Origin of the sequence: Persephonella marina EX-H1 (assembly GCF_000021565.1) — a bacterium.
In the GTDB taxonomy this organism is placed as follows: domain Bacteria; phylum Aquificota; class Aquificia; order Aquificales; family Hydrogenothermaceae; genus Persephonella; species Persephonella marina.
Genome location: NC_012440.1, coordinates 83,773 through 102,149, shown reverse-complemented (window position 1 = coordinate 102,149; position 18,377 = coordinate 83,773). Strand labels below are relative to the sequence as shown.

At 38.1% G+C, this 18,377-nt stretch carries 17 protein-coding genes; 13 read left to right on the top strand and 4 right to left on the bottom strand.

Going from position 1 to position 18,377, the window contains the following annotated elements:
• Positions 1–44: 44 nt before the first annotated feature.
• Entirely contained in the window at positions 45–731 is a 687-nt protein-coding gene (locus PERMA_RS00530; protein ID WP_015898856.1) for a YggS family pyridoxal phosphate-dependent enzyme, read from the top strand.
• 19 nt (positions 732–750) lie between these two features.
• Here PERMA_RS00530 and cooS read toward each other — a convergent pair whose 3' ends face one another.
• The gene (gene cooS / locus PERMA_RS00525) at positions 751–2,637 is read right to left on the bottom strand and encodes an anaerobic carbon-monoxide dehydrogenase catalytic subunit (protein WP_012675684.1); all 1,887 of its coding nucleotides are present in this window, start codon (positions 2,635–2,637) and stop codon (positions 751–753) included.
• Positions 2,638–2,885: 248 nt separating this feature from the next.
• Here cooS and PERMA_RS00520 point away from each other — a divergent pair, with 248 nt between their 5' ends.
• Genes PERMA_RS00520 through ggt form a run of 3 tightly spaced genes read left to right on the top strand, consistent with a single transcriptional unit; the run spans position 2,886 to position 6,746 of the window.
• Positions 2,886–4,154, top strand: coding sequence for an NfeD family protein (locus PERMA_RS00520; protein WP_012676249.1), 1,269 nt, complete (start codon positions 2,886–2,888; stop codon positions 4,152–4,154).
• Positions 4,144–5,232, top strand: a complete 1,089-nt coding sequence (locus tag PERMA_RS00515; protein ID WP_012676677.1) for a carboxylate-amine ligase — start codon at positions 4,144–4,146, stop codon at positions 5,230–5,232. The genes PERMA_RS00520 and PERMA_RS00515 overlap by 11 nt, the downstream gene beginning before the upstream one ends.
• Positions 5,229–6,746, top strand: a complete 1,518-nt coding sequence (gene ggt, locus PERMA_RS00510; RefSeq protein WP_012675945.1) for a gamma-glutamyltransferase — start codon at positions 5,229–5,231, stop codon at positions 6,744–6,746. The genes PERMA_RS00515 and ggt overlap by 4 nt, the downstream gene beginning before the upstream one ends.
• Here the strand turns inward: ggt and ftsY are convergent.
• On the bottom strand, positions 6,743–7,657 hold the full coding sequence (gene ftsY / locus PERMA_RS00505) for a signal recognition particle-docking protein FtsY (RefSeq protein WP_012675543.1): 915 nt from the start codon (positions 7,655–7,657) through the stop codon (positions 6,743–6,745). The two genes, ggt and ftsY, sit on opposite strands and share 4 nt — an antisense overlap.
• 108 nt (positions 7,658–7,765) lie before the next feature.
• Here ftsY and PERMA_RS00500 point away from each other — a divergent pair, with 108 nt between their 5' ends.
• The 5 genes from PERMA_RS00500 to PERMA_RS00480 are packed head-to-tail and all read left to right on the top strand — an operon-like array spanning position 7,766 to position 11,745.
• Complete coding sequence (locus PERMA_RS00500; RefSeq protein WP_012675308.1) at positions 7,766–8,053, top strand: hypothetical protein; 288 nt, start codon at positions 7,766–7,768, stop codon at positions 8,051–8,053.
• 2 nt (positions 8,054–8,055) lie between these two features.
• Positions 8,056–8,916, top strand: coding sequence for an OmpA family protein (locus PERMA_RS00495; RefSeq protein ID WP_012676804.1), 861 nt, complete (start codon positions 8,056–8,058; stop codon positions 8,914–8,916).
• 10 nt (positions 8,917–8,926) lie between these two features.
• The gene (locus tag PERMA_RS00490) at positions 8,927–9,430 is read left to right on the top strand and encodes a metal-binding protein (protein WP_012676822.1); all 504 of its coding nucleotides are present in this window, start codon (positions 8,927–8,929) and stop codon (positions 9,428–9,430) included.
• Between the two features lie 12 nt (positions 9,431–9,442).
• A complete protein-coding gene (locus PERMA_RS00485; protein WP_041530849.1) occupies positions 9,443–10,552 on the top strand; it encodes a site-2 protease family protein in 1,110 nt (369 codons plus the stop codon).
• Positions 10,549–11,745: a CinA family nicotinamide mononucleotide deamidase-related protein gene (locus tag PERMA_RS00480; protein WP_012676586.1), complete on the top strand. Its 1,197-nt coding sequence runs from the start codon at positions 10,549–10,551 to the stop codon at positions 11,743–11,745. Before PERMA_RS00485 ends, PERMA_RS00480 begins: the two co-directional genes overlap by 4 nt.
• On the opposite strand, the gene PERMA_RS10425 is transcribed toward PERMA_RS00480, so the two are convergent.
• Complete coding sequence (locus PERMA_RS10425) at positions 11,713–13,242, bottom strand: GGDEF domain-containing protein (protein ID WP_012675251.1); 1,530 nt, start codon at positions 13,240–13,242, stop codon at positions 11,713–11,715. The genes PERMA_RS00480 and PERMA_RS10425 overlap by 33 nt on opposite strands.
• An 80-nt stretch (positions 13,243–13,322) precedes the next feature.
• Here PERMA_RS10425 and argH point away from each other — a divergent pair, with 80 nt between their 5' ends.
• From argH to PERMA_RS00460, 3 genes are read left to right on the top strand one after another with little or no spacing between them, the layout of a single operon-like run.
• On the top strand, positions 13,323–14,696 hold the full coding sequence (gene argH, locus PERMA_RS00470; RefSeq protein ID WP_012675497.1) for an argininosuccinate lyase: 1,374 nt from the start codon (positions 13,323–13,325) through the stop codon (positions 14,694–14,696).
• Between the two features lie 59 nt (positions 14,697–14,755).
• Entirely contained in the window at positions 14,756–15,526 is a 771-nt protein-coding gene (locus PERMA_RS00465) for an HAD family hydrolase (protein WP_012676769.1), read from the top strand.
• A 52-nt stretch (positions 15,527–15,578) separates the two neighbouring features.
• Positions 15,579–15,803, top strand: coding sequence for a hypothetical protein (locus PERMA_RS00460; RefSeq protein WP_015898920.1), 225 nt, complete (start codon positions 15,579–15,581; stop codon positions 15,801–15,803).
• Here the strand turns inward: PERMA_RS00460 and PERMA_RS00455 are convergent.
• On the bottom strand, positions 15,800–16,363 hold the full coding sequence (locus PERMA_RS00455) for a tetratricopeptide repeat protein (protein WP_012675515.1): 564 nt from the start codon (positions 16,361–16,363) through the stop codon (positions 15,800–15,802). The two genes, PERMA_RS00460 and PERMA_RS00455, sit on opposite strands and share 4 nt — an antisense overlap.
• An 84-nt stretch (positions 16,364–16,447) precedes the next feature.
• On the opposite strand from PERMA_RS00455, the gene aspS reads away from it, so the two are divergent.
• Positions 16,448–18,265, top strand: coding sequence for an aspartate--tRNA ligase (gene aspS, locus PERMA_RS00450; RefSeq protein WP_012675723.1), 1,818 nt, complete (start codon positions 16,448–16,450; stop codon positions 18,263–18,265).
• Positions 18,266–18,377 lie beyond the last annotated feature (112 nt).

Genomic DNA, 18,377 nt, shown 5'->3' with positions numbered 1-18,377 from the left:
TATCTCTGTTATCATTTATTATAAACTAATTACAGGAGTTAACAATGAGTATAAGGGAAAATGTTGAGAGAATAAGGGAGATAATATACAGATCAGCTGAAAGATCAGGTAGAGATCCTGAAGAGATTATACTTCTTGCAGCATCAAAAACACAGCCTGTTGAAAAGATAAAGGAGGCTTACGAAGCAGGTGTTAGGTATTTTGGTGAGAACAGGGTTCAGGAAGGTATAAAAAAGATAGAGCAGTTAAAGGAGATTAGGGATATTCACTGGCATCTTATAGGAGGTCTCCAGACAAACAAAGCAAAATACGCTGTCAGATACTTTGAGCTTATTCACTCACTTGACAGGGAATCCCTTGCCGACGAGTTAGATAAGAGAGCAAGAAAAATAGGAAAGAAACAGGATGTTCTCATTGAGGTAAATATAGGAGAGGAAGAAACAAAATACGGTGTAAAACCTGAAAATCTTGAAAAGCTTTTTGAGTACTCAATAAAAAAGGAGAACATTAGAATACTAGGTCTGATGTGTATACCCCCATATTTTGAAGATAAGGAGAGATCTAGACCTTATTTTGTAAGACTCAGGGAGATGAAAGAAAAACTTGAAAGAGATTTTGGCGTAAAGCTTCCACATCTCTCAATGGGAATGTCACATGACTTTGATGTTGCTGTTGAAGAGGGAGCAACGATAGTAAGAATAGGAACAGCCATATTTGGAGAAAGAGAGTAGCCCTTTCGGGCTACATATATCAGGATACCTTTCTTATCAATTCCTCCTCTATCATCTGGGCAGCTTTAACAGCATCAGGCTCAACCATAAACCTCGCACCGAGAAGATTTTCAAGATCTCTTGTTAAAAGTCTTGTAAATCCAGGTCCCCCAACTATAGGCGGGACAGGGTTAACATAGGTGTTTATTCCAAGAGATACAGCCAGCAGACCGTCAATAAGAGCATCGTTGTTGTAATACTCAGGGGCAGCAGCTACAACAGGAAGAGCACTTGGATCAACACCAAGATATTCAGACAGGGCTATTATGAGCAGTGCCATTCTTCCTGTATCAAGACATGAACCGAAGTTAAGTACAGGCGGAATATCAAGGGCCTCACATAAAGCTCTCAATCCCGGTCCAGCAAACTCCTTTCTACCTTTTGAGTTTGTGAAACCTTCAACCTGTGCAAGAGAGGAAGCACATCCAGCTATAAGAACAAGTATGTCCCTTTTAAGAAGTTCCTTTACAAAATCGTATGTGAATGTTCCATGTCCGTTCTTCATAGTTGTACAGCTCACAAGACCGACAACACCCTTTATTGTTCCATCCTGAATAGCCTCAAAAAGAGGATCAGGTGTTCCACCTAAAACTTTCAGAATGCTCTCAATACCAAATCCTGCTATATAATGTGTTTTCCTCTCAGGTATATGTATTTTGTAAGTTTTTCTTCTATTTTTGTACGCATCTATAGCTTCCATAATCAGTCTTTCAGCCTGCTCTTCAGCTTTTACAGGATCGTACATAAAATCAGACCTTGCCTCTACATCTTTAAGTCTGACAACGGAACTGACAGGTATCAGCTTTGTGTGGAGCTTCAAGCTCTGGACAAGATTTGCCATTCCTGGAGCAGCACAGTTTTTATCCATAAGAAAAGCATCAACAGCCCCTGTTGCTGCAACAAACTCCTGTGTGAGCCAGTTTCCAACCTGACCGTCAAGATACTTTGCTGTTTCAGGTCTCTGGAGAAGCTCCTGACCTGTACACAGACTTCCGTAAACTTTTATTCCTTTAGCCCCTGCAGATCTTGCTATATTCTGGAATTTTGCCGTTTTTGCCTTTTTAGCTACAATACTTCCCATCCACGGGACATGACCGTGAACCACAATATTCACATAGTCCTTATCAAGAACACCTATATCAGCATAGCCTTCCGTTATGTCAGGAGAGCCAAAGATAATATCCCTTATAACGGTTGTTGCTATATTTGCTAAAAATCCTGCAGACAATCCAAGTCTCAGGGATGTAAGTGCAAGATCTATATAATCCGTATCAATATTGGGCATCACCTTTGCCGATGCCTCATGACTTTCAAAGATATACCCTCCAGGAATGATCCCTAAACTTTTCCATATTTCCACCCTGCTTTCCGGAGCAAGTTTCTCAATAAGTGTTAAAGGTTCGTTTAGATCCTTCATAAACTCCCTCTCAAGGAAGTCTGCAAGTCTTCCTATTATCTCCTCATCTGTCCCTTCTGTATCAAGACCTAAAGAACCTGCAAACCACAGAAGTTTATTTCTGTCAGACACTCTGAAAGGACTTTTTCCTTCAGCTATAGCCTTTAATGTTTTAAGTGTTGTTTTAAAATCATGTGTATAAGCTGCTCCCCCCTGATTAACAAGTCTTAAAAGATTTCTTGCAGCAAGACCGTCAGCATCAATTCCGCATTTACCCTTAGGTGCTCTCCTTTTTATTCTGCAAGGACCATCAGGACAGAGGGTACAGCATCTTCCCTGTTCACCAAAGTAACAGATAGCTCCCTGCCTTTTAACCCTCTCAAAAAACGTGTGTTTAAACCCCATTGATGTAAGAAATGAATGCATCTCCTTCACAGACTCGTGAGGAGTGATACAGTAGTCACAGCTCATCTCACTACCCCCAAATTTATTTAAGATTTAAAACTCTTAAATCTTATCTGCATAAAAAAGTTGCATATTTTTTGAAACTGCCTAAAAAAGTGTCAGCGACGAGCTCTCCTTCTTCTCCGGCTCCCCGTTTTAACAGGTCTTTTGTATGTTTTTCAGATCAACCTGTATATAACTGTGCAAGTACTGTGCCATTATCTTGTTTTATTAACAGATTTGATAAATAATGAATAAATAAAGAGGAAAATATAATGAGATATATAATCGCCTTTATTCTTTTTCTGTTTTCATTAAGCCCGGCAGGTGTTGTTACAGGTCAGTGGAATGCCCCTGTTACACCTGTTATGTCCGATTATGTAAAAAGGGTTATACATAAAGCTGAAGTGGAAAAGGCTGATGCTGTCATAATTATGATTGACACACCTGGGGGACTTGATACATCAATGAGAGAGATAATAAAGACAATAATGAACAGCAGTGTTCCCGTTGTTGTATACGTTTACCCTCCAGGATCAAGGGCTGCATCAGCAGGTGCTATCATAACAGTTTCAGCGGATATAGCTGCAATGTCCCCTTCAACAAATATAGGATCTGCAAGTCCGGTCCAGATGGGTGGGAAGGATATAGAAGAGACCATGAAAAAGAAGATAATCAATGATATGGTGGCCTTTGTTAAAGGAATAGCAAAGGAAAAGGGGAGAAATGAGAAGATCATAGTAAAGATGGTAACTGAGAGTATAAACCTCACAGCTGAGGAGGCTTTGAAAAAGAATGTTATTGATATTATAGCAACAGATCTGGACGATCTTTTAAACAAGATAGAGGGCAGGACGGTTAAAAAACATGGTAAAGAGATAAAAATCTCCCTGAAGGATAAAAAGATAGTAAAAGTTGAGAAAAGCCTGAAGGAAAAAATATTAACAATACTTACAAATCCGACCGTAGCATACCTTCTTTTAATGATAGGGTTTTATGGCATATTTTTTGAGCTTTACAATCCCGGATCGTTAATACCAGGTATTCTAGGAACAATATCACTCCTCCTCGCTTTATACTCATTGAATATAATAGATGTTAACTGGCTTGGTGTTCTTCTGATAGCAGCCGGCGTACTTTTCTTCATACTTGAGGTTATAACCCCAACATTTGGTGCACTTGCATTGAGCGGTGTTATAGCCATACTTTTCGGATCTTTGATCCTTACAGACCCAGACTCTCCATACGGGGATATATCCCTGAAGATAATAATACCTGTCGTTGCTTTCAGTGCTCTCTTTTTCTTAACAGTGGCATACTTAGGTCTGAAAGCCCAGAGGAGAAAAACGGAAACGGGTATGGAAGGTATGATAGGTATGATAGGTAAGGCTGAAACTGATATAGACCCAGAAGGAAAGGTTTTTATAGCAGGAGAAATATGGAATGCGTACTCAGAAGAGCCGATAAAGAAAGGAGAAAATGTTAAGGTTGTATCAGTTAAAGGTTTAAGATTAAAAGTGGAGAGAACTGAAGGTGAAACTTGATTTTAGATCTTCAAAACCATTCACAGTCGGTATAGAGCTTGAGATACAGCTTGTTGACAGGGGTAGTTTTGAACTTTCAGAAAGTTCTGAGATTGTGTTCAGTAACGCATCTGAGGGATTAAAGAAACTTCTCCATCCAGAACTTCTGACATCAATGGTTGAGATAGTAACCCCTGTATGTGAGACACCTGAAGAAGCTGTATCCCACATAAAAAATGCAGTGAAGGAGATAGATCTTATAGGGGAGGATTATGGATTTCGTTCGGCAGCTCTTGGAACACATGTTTTTGCGAAAAAGGAAACTATACATATAACAGCAAAGGACAGATACCTTAAACTCCTTGAAGAGTTCCAGATATTACTGAAGCAGTTTCTTATATATGGCCTGCACATACATGTGGGATTTCCTGAAAAGGAGATGGCCATTAAAGCCTACAACGAAACACTTAACAATCTTCCCCTCTTTTTGGCTGTATCAACAAGCTCTCCATTTTTCCTCGGAGAGTTTACAGGTTTAAACTCATTCAGAACAAAGATATTTGAACAGCTGCCCAGAGCAGGAATTCCTGAGTATTTTGATAGTTACTCAGATTTTGAGAAGCTTTACTTCACCCTACTTGAAAACGGATTTATTCAATCAATAAAGGATATATGGTGGGATGTCAGAATACATCCAGACTTTGGTACTGTAGAACTGAGAGTTTGTGATTCAAACCCTGATATGGAGAGGATTGAGTTCATAGCAACCCTCTTTCAGGCTGTCTGTTTTTATAGCAGTTTTTCTTCAGGTGAGAGATACTTCCATCAGATTTTAAAGCAGAACAAATGGAATGCTACAAGATACTCTGTGGAGGGAAGATTTCTGTACAGAGAAGGGACAGTTCAAATAAAGAAAAGAATTGCTGATATAATAAAGGAGCTTAAAAAAACGGACATACTGAAAGAACTTGGAACTGAGAAAAGGATGGAAAAGCTTTCAGATATTATTGGGAAAAAGAGTATATCACAGATGATGATAGAAGAATACAGGAAAAAAGGAAGTATAAAAGAGCTTGAGAGATTCGGTTTTATAGAATGAAAGGTATTATAGCAGCAGGTGATAAACTGACAGCAGAGGCCGGAGCAGAGATACTCAGAGCTGGTGGGAATGCCTTTGATGCTGCGGTAGCCTCCCTTCTATCAGCACCTTTAGCAGAACCTGCCCTAACAAGTCTTGGCGGTGGAGGTTTCCTTTTAGCTGTAGAAAAGGGAATGTATCCTCTCATTTATGATTTCTTTGTTGACGTTCCACCAAAAAGGATTGATAATCCTGATTTTTATCCTGTCTATGTTGATTTTGGATCTGCCGTCCAGGAGTTTCACATAGGGTGCGGATCTGTAGCTATTCCAGGAATGGTAGCAGGTATATACCAGATATACAGAGAAAGATGCAGTATGCCTCTCGAAAAGCTAATAAAACCTGCCGTCAGATATGCTGAAGAAGGTATATACCTTTCAAAGATGCAGGCTTCCTTTGTAAAACTTCTTGAACCTATATTTACTGCAACAGAAGAATCAAGAAGGATATACACGGTAAATGGAAAGCTTATAGATGAAAAAACATTATACAGAAATCCAGATTATGCAGATTTTTTAAGGGCTTTCTCAAAAGAAGGATCATGGATCTTTTATGAAGGTGAGATAGCTGAAAGGATTGAAAAGCTATCATTAGAAAATGGCGGACTTTTAAGAAGGGAAGATCTCAGGAGATACAAAGTTGATGAGAAGGATCCTGTTTTTTTCAGATTCAGAGATCACGATATATTCACAAACAGCCCTCCATCAGCAGGAGGCCTTCTCATAGCATTTACATTAAAACTACTTGAAGATACAGAACTTGGCAGTTTTGGATCTTTAAAACATATATCATCAATTGTTGAAGCCATGCACACAACACAGTTGTTCAGAAGGGAACATATAGACAGAAATATACATAAAAAAGAGCTTGAGCTTATCATAGAGGACAGATCACTATTTGAGAGCTACAAAAAATTCTTCAGAAAGAGACTAAATCTGTGGGGAAACACGACACATATATCCATTATAGACAGAGATGGAAATGCTGTAAGTGTAACAACAACAAACGGTGAAGGCTCAGGTTATATTATCCCCGGAACGGGAATAATGCTAAACAATATGCTTGGAGAAGAAGATCTAAACCCTGAAGGATTTTTCAGATGGGATCCATATCTGAGGCTACCTTCAATGATGTCCCCTACAGTTGTTATGAAAGATGATAAGATCAGACTTGTTCTCGGAAGTGCAGGAAGCAACAGGATAAGGAGTGCCATACTTAACTGTATTATCAATTACACTGTATTTAATAAAACCGTTCAGGAAGCTGTTTCCCTGCCGAGAATACATTTTGAAAACCATACAGTATTCCTTGAACCTGGGTTTAAAAAAGAGGTCATCAAAAATTTAGAAAGGTATTATGAAACTGTTGTGTTTGAAGATATAAATCTCTTCTTTGGTGGCGTTCAGGCTGTAACAGGTGATTTTGAAGGTGCAGGAGACCCCCGTAGAGGGGGATATGTCATAAAGGTGGATTAATCAAAAAGTGCATCAACAAAGTTTTTAGCATCAAAAGGCTGAAGATCCTCTATATCCTCTCCAACACCTATAAACTTAACAGGAATGCAGAGTTCCTGACAGATAGGTATTATGGCCCCACCTTTTGCAGTTCCGTCTAACTTTGTTATAACTATACCTGTTACATCCGTTGATTCTTTAAATGTTTTTGCCTGGTTTATTGAGTTCTGACCTATTGTTCCATCAAGGACAAGTATGGTCTCAACAGGCTGATCAGGCATAAGTTTTTTTATCGTTCTTTTTATCTTCTGTAGCTCTTTCATAAGATGTTCCTTTGTATGAAGCCTTCCTGCAGTATCAATCAGTACTATATCGTCTCCCCTGCTTTTTGCAGAGTTTACAGCATCATAAACAACTGCTGAAGGATCAGCACCCTGTGTATGTTTAACAATCCTTGCTCCAGATCTTTCAGCCCATACCTCAAGCTGATCTATAGCTGCAGCCCTGAAAGTATCTGCTGCTGCAAGAACAACAGATTTTCCTTCCTGAACAAACTGTGATGCCAGCTTCCCAATTGTTGTCGTTTTTCCACTACCGTTTATACCTAAAAACAGAATAACCGCAGGTTTCTGATCCCCAAGTTCAAGTTTTCCCTCGCATTTTTTCAGTATCTCGTAAAGTTTTTCCTTTAGAAGCTCTTTAAGATCTTCTCCTTCTGTTATCTTCCTTTTTTTACTCTCTTCCCTGAGAAACTGGATTATCTCTTCTGTAGCTTTAAGGCCTACATCAGCCTTAAGAAGAACCATCTCTATATCTTCAAAGAGGGACTCATCTATCTTTCTTCCAAAAGATATGAGATTGAAGCTGTCAGATATCTGCTTCTTTGTTTTTGAAAGTCCCTCTTTAAGTTTTGAAACTATGGACTTGAACATTACTTACCTCTCGTTTAGATTTAGTATTAAAATAATTGTATCATTTAGCTAATTATAATAAAGATATATTCCGAAAATTAATTTATACAAATACAGCAGGAGGGAATAATGAGATTTTTTATAGCTCTGCTTTCTGTGATCTTTTTCACAGTTGCGTCGTACAGTGGGGAGGTAACAACAACGGAACTTTTAGATGAAGCTCAGAACTCATTAAAATCAGCTTTTGAGAGTGGATGTCCTGAAGTGGCACCTTACGAGTATTACAAAGCTGAAGCGTACTATATGATAGCAAGAGAAGAAACATCAAAACTCAACCTTGAGGCTGGAAATGCTGCAGCTCTCAAATCTATAGAATGGTCCTTGAAAGCGATGTCTAAAAGGTTCGGGGGGAATTAAAAATGAAGAAGAAAACCGCCTTTATCTCAGCTGTTATAGGTGTTTCACTAATTTTCGGTTCCTGTGCAAAAAAGACAGAAGAAGTAAAAAAGCCATGGGAGAAGGAAACAGAGATCAAACTCTCATCTATAAAGGATAAAATAAACCAGCTTTACAAACTTCATGTTGTTGAGTGCGCACCTAAGGATATAGCTATTGCAGAGTCTTATATAGATGCTGTGGACGGTCTTGAGTATATAGACCCCAATGAAAATGTGGAAAAAACGGTACATATAAGCAAGGTGGACCAGATAACATACCTCAATAAGGCAAGAAAGTACGTTTCTATAGCCAGAAACAAGGTTTACAGTGATGTTGATAAAGACGGGATTCCATGCTATCAGGAGATAGAACAGGGAACTGACCCTTTTGTTCCAGAAGGGGAAAAGGTAGCAAAACTTGAAGAGAGAAAAACTCCAGAAAAGAAGGTGGAAAAGGAAAGGGAGATTATAGAAGAACAGTTTGAAGGTTACTATCCATTAAAGCTTCACGCCAGAATACATTTTGAGTTTGATAAATACCAGATAAAGAAAGAGTATCTTCCATATCTAAATGTGATATCAAAGTACCTGAAATCAAAACCAAATCTGAAGGTTAAGATAGTTGGATATACTGACTCTATAGGATCAAAAAGCTACAATGACAGGCTTGCATACAAGAGAGCCCTTGCTGTTAAAGAGTACCTGATAAAGCAGGGTATTCCAGCGGAAAGGATAGAGATTGTGGGAAGAGGAAAAGAAAACTACCTTGTTGATAACAAAACATGGCTTAACAGGTTCACAAACAGAAGAGCAGACTTCTTTGTTATGGAAGTAACCCAATAAAGGAACAAAGTTGGCTTCAGGAAGAACACATGAGATCATAAACCTCCTTTTTCTTCCTGGAGCTGTCTATTATCTCAATCCTGTAAGCTTTGAAGGTTTCATCTCAGGGTATATCATAGGAACATTCTTCCTGTCACCAGATAACGATATATACCACTCAAAGCCTAACAGGAGATGGGGTTTCCTTAGATTCGTATGGTATCCCTACACAAAAATCTTTTCCCACAGAGGTATATCACATATCCCGGTTATAGGAACAGCAACAAAGATCGTGTATCTTTCATTAGTATCACTGATCCTTATATACATTTTTATATTCTCATTGAAGTATGCGTTTCCAGATCTTGATATACAGATACTTGATAGGTTCAGGGATGTGGATATATACTCATTCCTCTCAGGCAGTTTTGTATTTTCTTTCATATTCGGTATCTTCCTTGCTGAGATGGTTCATATTTTTACAGATTTTGTGTATTCTACACTGAAAAGGTTTAAAATAATCGGGAGAAGTTAAACGGAGAATGTAATGAATTTGAACCCAATCCCACTTTTTAAAGTTTTTGGAATACAGATAAATCTTGATTTCAGCTGGTTTTTCATATTTTTTCTTGTAACATTCACACTTGCTGAAGGTTTCTTCCCACATTTTTATCCTGGATACAGCTTTATCGTTTACTGGATTGTCGGCTCTATATCAGCTGTTCTTCTTTTCGTTTCCGTTTTACTACACGAGCTTTCGCACTCTGTAACAGCACTCCATTTTGGTATTCCAGTTAAGAGTATAAACCTCTTTATCTTCGGCGGCGTTGCTATGATAGAGGAAGAAGCCCCAAACCCAAAGGTTGAGTTTCTCGTTGCTGCTGCAGGACCTTTATGTAGCTTCACGCTTGGTATCCTATTCTTTACGATGGCATACTTTTATCCTGTAGATGATCTATTAAATGGGATAATAAACTATCTTATGTATGTCAACTTTGCCCTTGGTCTTTTCAATCTCGTTCCAGCATTTCCTTTAGATGGTGGAAGGATACTCAGAGCTATAATATGGACAAAAAAAGATCTCCTTACAGCAACAAGGATAAGCAGTCTTTCAGGAACTATCTTCGCTTACTTTCTCATGTTTGTAGGGGTAATATCTATACTCCAGGGAAACTTTATTAACGGGATGTGGTACGGACTGATAGGTCTTTTTTTAAGACAGGCCTCAAAAACAAGCTATGAACAGACAAAGTTCTCCGTTATACTCTCAGGATATAAGGTTGAAAACTTTATGCAGACTGTAAAACCTCTCCTACCTGATGAAACGGTTCTTGATTTTATTAACTTTTACTATCCATTCTACAGGAGCAGTATATATCCTGTTATAGGAAGGGACGGTCAGATATACGTGATAAATATTGAGGATATAAAAAATATACCTGAGGAGAGATGGTCTGTTGTTCATGTTATAGATATTGCAAAACCTCTGATAGCCTATGTCAGTCCATATGATTCTCTTTACAAAGCATTAAAACTTATGAATAAATACAGACTTGAGGAGATACCTGTTGTTTACGGAAACACAATTCTTGGTATCTTAAGAAAAAGCAGTATTGAACTTCTATTAGAGAGGTATCTGGAGGAAGAAAAAAGATGAAAGTTTTTATACTCATAACAGGTTCAGAGTTTGTTAACGGCCTTAAATTAGAGAAGAACAGCCTTTTTATAGCAAGGGAGGCTTTTGAAAGAGGACTTGAGGTAAATGGTATAGGCATTGTTGGTGATGATATGTACCAGATACAGTACTTTATAAAGATGGCTCTTGATAAGTCTGATATCCTGATTGTCTCAGGTGGACTTGGGGGAACACAGGATGATCTCACAAGGGAAGCCATACAGGAAGCTATAGGTGTCCATCTTATATACGACAGGGAATGGCTTGAGAGTATAAAGAAAACATTAAAGGATCAGGGAAGGGCTTTAACAGATGAGATAAAGAAGATGGCAAGACTGCCTTACGGAAGTAAAAGGATAGAAAATCCTGTAGGAAAGGCTGTAGGGTTTGTAAAGATACTTGATGATGTTAATAAGGCTGTTGTGGCTGTCCCGGGCGTGCCTTCTGAGATGAAGCCTATGGTAAAGAAAGCCTTTGAGATGTTAGGTTTCAAGGAAAAGCTTAAAAGATCCCATATATTCAGAACATTCGGTATTCAGGAGCTTGAGATTGATGAGATGCTGAAGGATATTGATGGTGTTATACTTAACAGCTCTCCAAAAGGTGTTGATATATTTGTAACAGACAGGGAAGCGTTCTTTTTAAAAAACAAGGTGGATGTGATAAGGGAAAGAGTAGGAGATTACGTATACACTGAAGAAGATATTGAGATGGAAGAGGTTGTTGGAAGATTACTAAAAGAGAAAGGATTGACTGTCTCAACAGCAGAATCATCAACAGGAGGTCTTATAGTTTCAAGACTTGTAAATATACCGGGATCATCTTCTTATGTTATGGCAGGGATAGTATCCTATTCAAATGAAGCAAAGATAAATATACTGGGTGTTTCTAAAGAGAGTATAAAAAAGTTCGGTGCTGTGAGTGATCAGGTTGCAAGGGAGATGGCCGAAGGTGTCAGGAGATTAACAGGAACCGATATATCTGTATCAGATACAGGCATAGCTGGACCTACAGGTGCAACAGAAGATAAACCTCTTGGACTTCATTATATTGGTTACTGTGATGGAGAGAAAACGGAGGTACACAGAATAGTTTACAAAGGTGAGAGAAATGATGTGAGGCTTTATGTATCACAGTATGCACTAAACCTTATCAGAATAAATATTGGCAGGTAGTTCTATCTCTACCCTGTTTCTTCCTTTATCTTTTGCTTTATAAAGTGCCACATCAGCTCTTTTAACAAAGCTGTCAACAGTATCATTCTCAAAGGCTTCTGTAACACCAAAACTTGAGGTAACCTTTCCAACAGTCTCAAATGGATACTCTTCAATAGCCTTTCTTATCTTCTCAGCAAGTATCTGTGCCCCCTCAAGATCTGTCTCTGGTGCAAGAATTACAAACTCCTCCCCACCCCATCTTGCGAAGAAATCAGTTGATCTGATATTTGAAGATACGATTTTTGCAAGGGTTTTCAAAACATAATCCCCCGCCTGATGACCGAATGCATCATTAATCTTTTTGAAGTGGTCAATATCAAAGATTATAAGACTTAAAGGTCTTCCATACCTTTTACTTCTATCAAGCTCTACCTGTAAAAGATGGTTAAATTTACCTTTATTGTATATTCCTGTCAGTGTGTCTATCTCAGCCATAGCTTTGAATCTCTCTTTTATAACGCCAAGGATAAAGCTCATCGTAAGTAACAGACCTACAAGAAGATTTATACCAACATAACTGATAATAAATGTGTTTTTAAATACTCCGTACGTGTTATCTTTCTCATAATAAACGAGATAACCTATGTACTTCTCTTTCTTGTTTGATATAGGTATGAAAGATGCTATGTAGTAATCACCATTTATATCAACAGCTATTGATTTTGGCTTAAAATCCTCAAGATTCCCCTTTAGCTTATTCCTTATCTGAAGATTGATCTCGGAAATGATCTCCTCAGGTATGTTCCATCTTATAACCTTAAACTCAGGATCCTCTTCATAGTAAAAGTCAGGATCTATCTCACTCTGTATGTAATTCTGCTTCTCCTCAGAAAACTTTTTACTGTAGATAAGATCCTTGATAATTAGAAAGTTATACTCCCCTCTGAATATCTTTCTCATCTCAACCCTGACAGCACTGAAAGGAAGCGTAAACTCAACATTTCCGATAAATATATTCCCATCTGTTACAGGAAATGTGTACTTAAATCCAATAGTATCCCTGTCATTACCACCTTTACCAAGATCAAATATGGAAAACCTCTCCTTCTCAGGTTTATCACCAAACTTATCAGGTCTGTGAAATCTTATAAATGTTGTTCCATCTGGAAAGTAGAACTTAAAAAACTTTATCTGGTATCTTTTAAGGTCTGAGTAAAGCGGTCTAAGAAGGGTGTAAACTCTTTTCCTCAGCTTATCAAGATTTTTTCTGTCCCTGTAAGCCTTTGATAAAGCATTAACTATCTCCGGATCATACATGTACCTTTTGTAAACAAAGTATATAACCATATCATAACCATTTAATGTGGCTTTAAACTCTGCAGAGGCCTTCTCTATTTTCTGATGCAGGTAAACTCTCTCATTCTCCTCACGCTTATTGGAAAGAAATACGTAAAGAACAGAACTTATAAGGATGAAAATGATGATGTATATGGCGGCGTCTTTAAATAATTTCATATCCGATATCTTTAAAAACTTATTTCTTGGTATATTATATTACATTCGGCTGTAGTCAAATTTTTGGCAAGGAGAGATGTATGGAAAAAAAGCTGTGGGGTGGAAGATTCTCCGAAGGAACAGACCAGTTTGTTGAGGAGTTTACAGAGAGTGTATCTTTTGATAAAGAGCTTGCCCTGTACGATATAAAGGGAAGCATAGCCCATGCAAGAATGCTCGGAAAGCAGGGGATAATACCTCAGGAGGATGCTGAAAAGATAATAAAAGGTCTAGAAGAGATAAAGAAGGAGATAGAAGAGGGAAGGTTTGAGTGGAAGAAGGAGCTTGAAGATGTTCATATGAATATAGAGAAAGCTCTCATACAGAAGATAGGAGATGTTGGAGGAAAGCTACATACAGGGAGAAGCAGGAATGATCAGGTTATTACAGCATTCAGGCTTTATCTTAAAGAGGAGACACAGAATATAATTGAGCTTTTAAAGGAACTAAAAAAAGCTCTTCTAAAAAAAGCAAAAGAAACTGTTGATATAGTTATGCCCGCATACACTCATCTTCAGAGGGCACAGCCTATAAGGCTCGCACACTACTTTCTTGCCTATCTTGAGATCTACAACAGAGATGAGGAGAGATTTAGAGATACATTGAAGAGAATAGACCAGATGCCGCTTGGAAGCGGAGCTTTAGCAGGCGTTGATTTTCCTATAGACAGAGAAATGACAGCAAAGGAGCTTGGTTTTTCTGAAGTTATGAGAAACTCTATGGATGCAACTGCTTCAAGGGATGTGATAATTGAGTTTTTATCAGATGCGGCAATATGTATCTCAAACCTTTCAAGACAGTCAGAGGATCTTATAATATGGAACTCCACAGAGTTCTCATTTGTTGAGCTTCCTGACAAGCTCACAACCGGATCATCAATAATGCCCCAGAAGAAAAATCCGGATGTTCTTGAGCTTATAAGGGGAAAAACAGGAAGGGTTTACGGTGATCTTGTAGCACTTTTAACGATTGTTAAAGGTCTTCCTATGGCTTATAACAGGGATCTTCAGGAGGATAAAGAGCCTGTTTTTGATGCTGTCAGAACATTAAAAGGTTCAATTATCGGAATGACAAAGATCATTGAAGGTATGAAACCTAAAAAAGAAAATATGGAAAAAGCGGCAGGCGGCTTTGCACTTGCAACAGATCTTGCAAACTACCTTGTAAGAAAAGGTATGCCTTTCAGAAAAGCCCATCATGTTGTTGGGCAGATTGTAGCCTATCTGACAAAAGAGAACAGGGAGCTTGAGAGCATAACGCTTGATGAGCTGAAGAGATTTTCCGATCTTTTTGAGGAGGATGCACTTAACATACTCAATCCTTACTCTGTTGCAGATGCAAGGAAGTCATATGGGGGAACGGCGAAAGAGAGAGTGTTGGAACAGATAAGATACTGGGAAGAGAGATTAAGCTGAGTTGAAAATATATATAAATTAGATATCTTAAATCCTGAAAAAATAAAAGAGAGGTGAAGATGATAATAATATTTGATGTTGATGGGGTTTTGATAGATGTTTCAAAGTCATACCATTATTCAATAAAGGATACTGTTGATTACTTCTCAGGGAAGGATATTCCTAAGGAAGAGCTTCTTGATATTAAGTTCTCATTCAATATAAATAACGACTGGGACGCATCTGTAGCAGGAATTCTTTACGCAAAATCAGGAATGTCACTTGAACAGTTCAAGGATGTTTTTAAGGATTACAGCAGAAATCTTGAGGAGATGTACAGATTTGGTGATGAGTCCGGTATAGACCTTCCTGAATACAAAAACTTAGTTGAGTTCTTTGAGGATGTTTACAGAATACACAGAAAAAAGGAAACACTTATATTTCCACATGATGTTCTTGATAGGATGAGTAAAAAAGCTGACATACTCGGCGTTATAACAGGAAGACCTGAGAGTGATCTTGATTACTCATTTAAACAGTTTGATCTTTACCAGTATTTTGATTATATAATCACCGAGGATGATATACCTAAGCCGGAGCTTAGAAAACCTTCCTCATACCCAATGAAACTTTTCTTTGAGAAGGTTGATTTTGATAATCCTGTTTTCTACATAGGGGATACTAACGCCGATCTCCAGATGGTAGAAAGTTTTAATAAAGAAGAGGGAAAAAATGTCAGATTCATACTTTTTGAGCATCCCCACAACAGACATATAAAATCTGAGTACAGAATTAAAAAACCGGATGAGATATGTGAGGTTCTTAACAGCTATGATTATGCTCAGGATTAGTTTTTCTCTCTTACTGCTTTTTTCGTTTAGCGGGCTGTCAGATGAGATTGATATGGAAAAACTTGAGAGATACGTTCAGGAAGAGGTTGATAAAAAGGACGACAGATTTAAGAAAGAGCTGGACAGATGTCTGAAAGAGGCTGAAAGGTTAGGAAACAGACCTGATATTGAGATACAGATAAGAAAAGCTGGATGTAAGGATGTTTTTGATCAGTATGAAATGCTTATAGAGAGAGCTACTGAAAGGTACAGCAGAGAGATTGGTAATACTAACTAGCCATTCTTGATCTTCTGTGAGAGAACCTTCAACTTTTCCTTTATCATTCTTGTCTTTCTGTGGTTTTCCCCAAACTCCTGTTCATAAGCTGGTAAGGATTTTTTATAGAAGTAGTAGGCTTTTCTGTAATCTGATATTTTCTCATAAACAGATCCAAGACCTCTATAAGCCATAGCTGTGAGAAAATGGTTGGTTCCGTAATATTTTTTAAAGATCTTTAATGCTTTAAAATAGAAACGTAAAGCCTCCTTATTGTTCCCCATTTTTAAGTACAGATCACCCATCTTGAGATATAGTTCTGCTGCTTCAGGATGGTAAAGCTTTGAGAGCTCCTTATACTTCAAAAGAGCCTTACTGTAAAACTCAAGTGCCTTCTCATAATTTCCGTGTTTGTAGTACTTGTAACCTGTGGCTCTGTATATCTTAGCAGCCTTTTCATTCCTTATCTTTTTTCCCAAACCTTTCTGGTATTCTGCAGTTGGAACTCTGTTCTCTTCAGAAGGTATGCATCCCTGAAATACGAGAGGGATAAAAATTAAAATAAAAAGTCTTGTAAGCATCCCCCTACCTGCTTATACTGAAAGTTTTGATGTTATAATAAATAACTTGAATAAAATAAAAATGCAATAGAGAGGAAAACTCTGATGATAGATAAACTTGGAGATTTTAAAAGGGATTATTTCTGTGGGGAACTTACCGAGAATAACATAGGCGATGAGGTCAGACTTTTAGGATGGGCTGACAGTGTAAGGGATCACGGTGGTGTTATATTTATAAACCTGAGGGATAAAGAAGGGATAATTCAGGTTGTTATTGATCCTTCAAAAAGTCCAAAAGAAGCCTATGAAAAGGCAAAGAAGGTAAGATCTGAGTATGTTCTCGCAGTTAGAGGGAGAGTTCAGAGAAGACCTGCAGGAACTGAAAACCCAAAACTTCCAACAGGAACTATAGAGATAGCCGTTGATGAGCTGAGAATATTAAACACATGCGATATCCTCCCATTCCCTATAGAGGACGGGATAAGTGCACATGAGGAAGTAAGACTGAGATACAGATTTCTTGATATTAGAAGACCTGAGATGATGAAAAAGCTTATACTCAGGCATGAGGTTTACCAGGCTACAAGGGAGTATCTTGCAGGACATGGATTTTTAGAGGTTGAGACACCTATGCTCACAAAATCAACACCTGAAGGTGCAAGGGATTTCCTTGTCCCTGCGAGACTTGAGAAGGGGAAGTTTTACGCCCTTCCACAGTCGCCACAGCTTTTCAAACAGATACTTATGGTAAGCGGGATAGACAGATACTTCCAGATAGTAAAATGTTTCAGAGATGAGGACCTCAGAAAGGATAGACAGCCTGAGTTTACACAGATAGACTTTGAGATGTCATTTGTTGATGAAGAGGATGTTATAACAGTATCAGAAGGACTTATACATTACATATTTAAAAAGGTACTTGGGATAGAACTGAAACTTCCATTTAAAAGAATGAGCTATACAGAAGCTATTGAGAGATACGGAACTGATAAACCAGACCTGAGATACTCACTTGAACTTAAAGATATTACAGATATAGCAAAGGATGTCCAGTTTAAGGTCTTTAAGGATACAGTGGAGAAAGGCGGAATAGTAAAAGGGATCAATGTTAAAGGTGGATCAAAGTTCTCAAGAAAGGAGATAGACGATCTTACAGAAGAGGCTAAAAAATACGGTGCAAAAGGTATGGCATGGATAAAGATAAATGAGGACGGCTCATTACAGTCTCCAATAGTTAAGTTCTTCACAGAAGAACAGATCAACAAAATAAAAGAGATAATGGAAGGGGAAAATGGAGACCTGCTTATATTTATAGCGGACAGTTACGAGATAACACACAGAGTTCTCGGATTTTTAAGAAAACATCTTGCAGAAAAATTAAAACTCATTCCCGAGAATGTATGGGAGTTTGTATGGGTAGTTGATTTTCCACTTGTAGAGTGGGATGAGGAAGAGGGTAGACTTGTTGCACTTCACCATCCATTTACATCACCAAAAGAGGAAGATATAGACAGACTTGATGAGGCCATTCAGGATAAAAAGGTGGCTCTATCCTTCAGATCAAGGGCTTACGATCTTGTTCTTAACGGAGAAGAGATAGGTGGTGGATCAATACGTATACACTCAAGTCATATCCAGAAAAAGGTTTTTGAGCTCCTTGGAATATCAGATGAGGAAGCAGAGGAAAAGTTCGGATTTCTAATAAACGCATTAAAGTACGGTGCTCCACCTCACGGTGGTCTCGCCTTTGGACTTGATAGGATAGTAGCTCTTATGACAGGTTCAGAAAGTATAAGGGATGTTATAGCATTCCCTAAAACACAGAAAGGTATATGTCCTTTAACTGATGCTCCTGATTTTGTTCAGGAAGATCAGCTTGAGGAGTTAGGTATAGAGGTTAACATCCCTGAAGAAACTGTATAAAGGGCTTTTGCCCTTTTCACACTTTTTTCACTTGTTGAAAAGTAAAATATTTGGCATTAGGTTAATAGTATCCTGAATAATATCATAAAACGGTGTATCAGTAATAGTTACT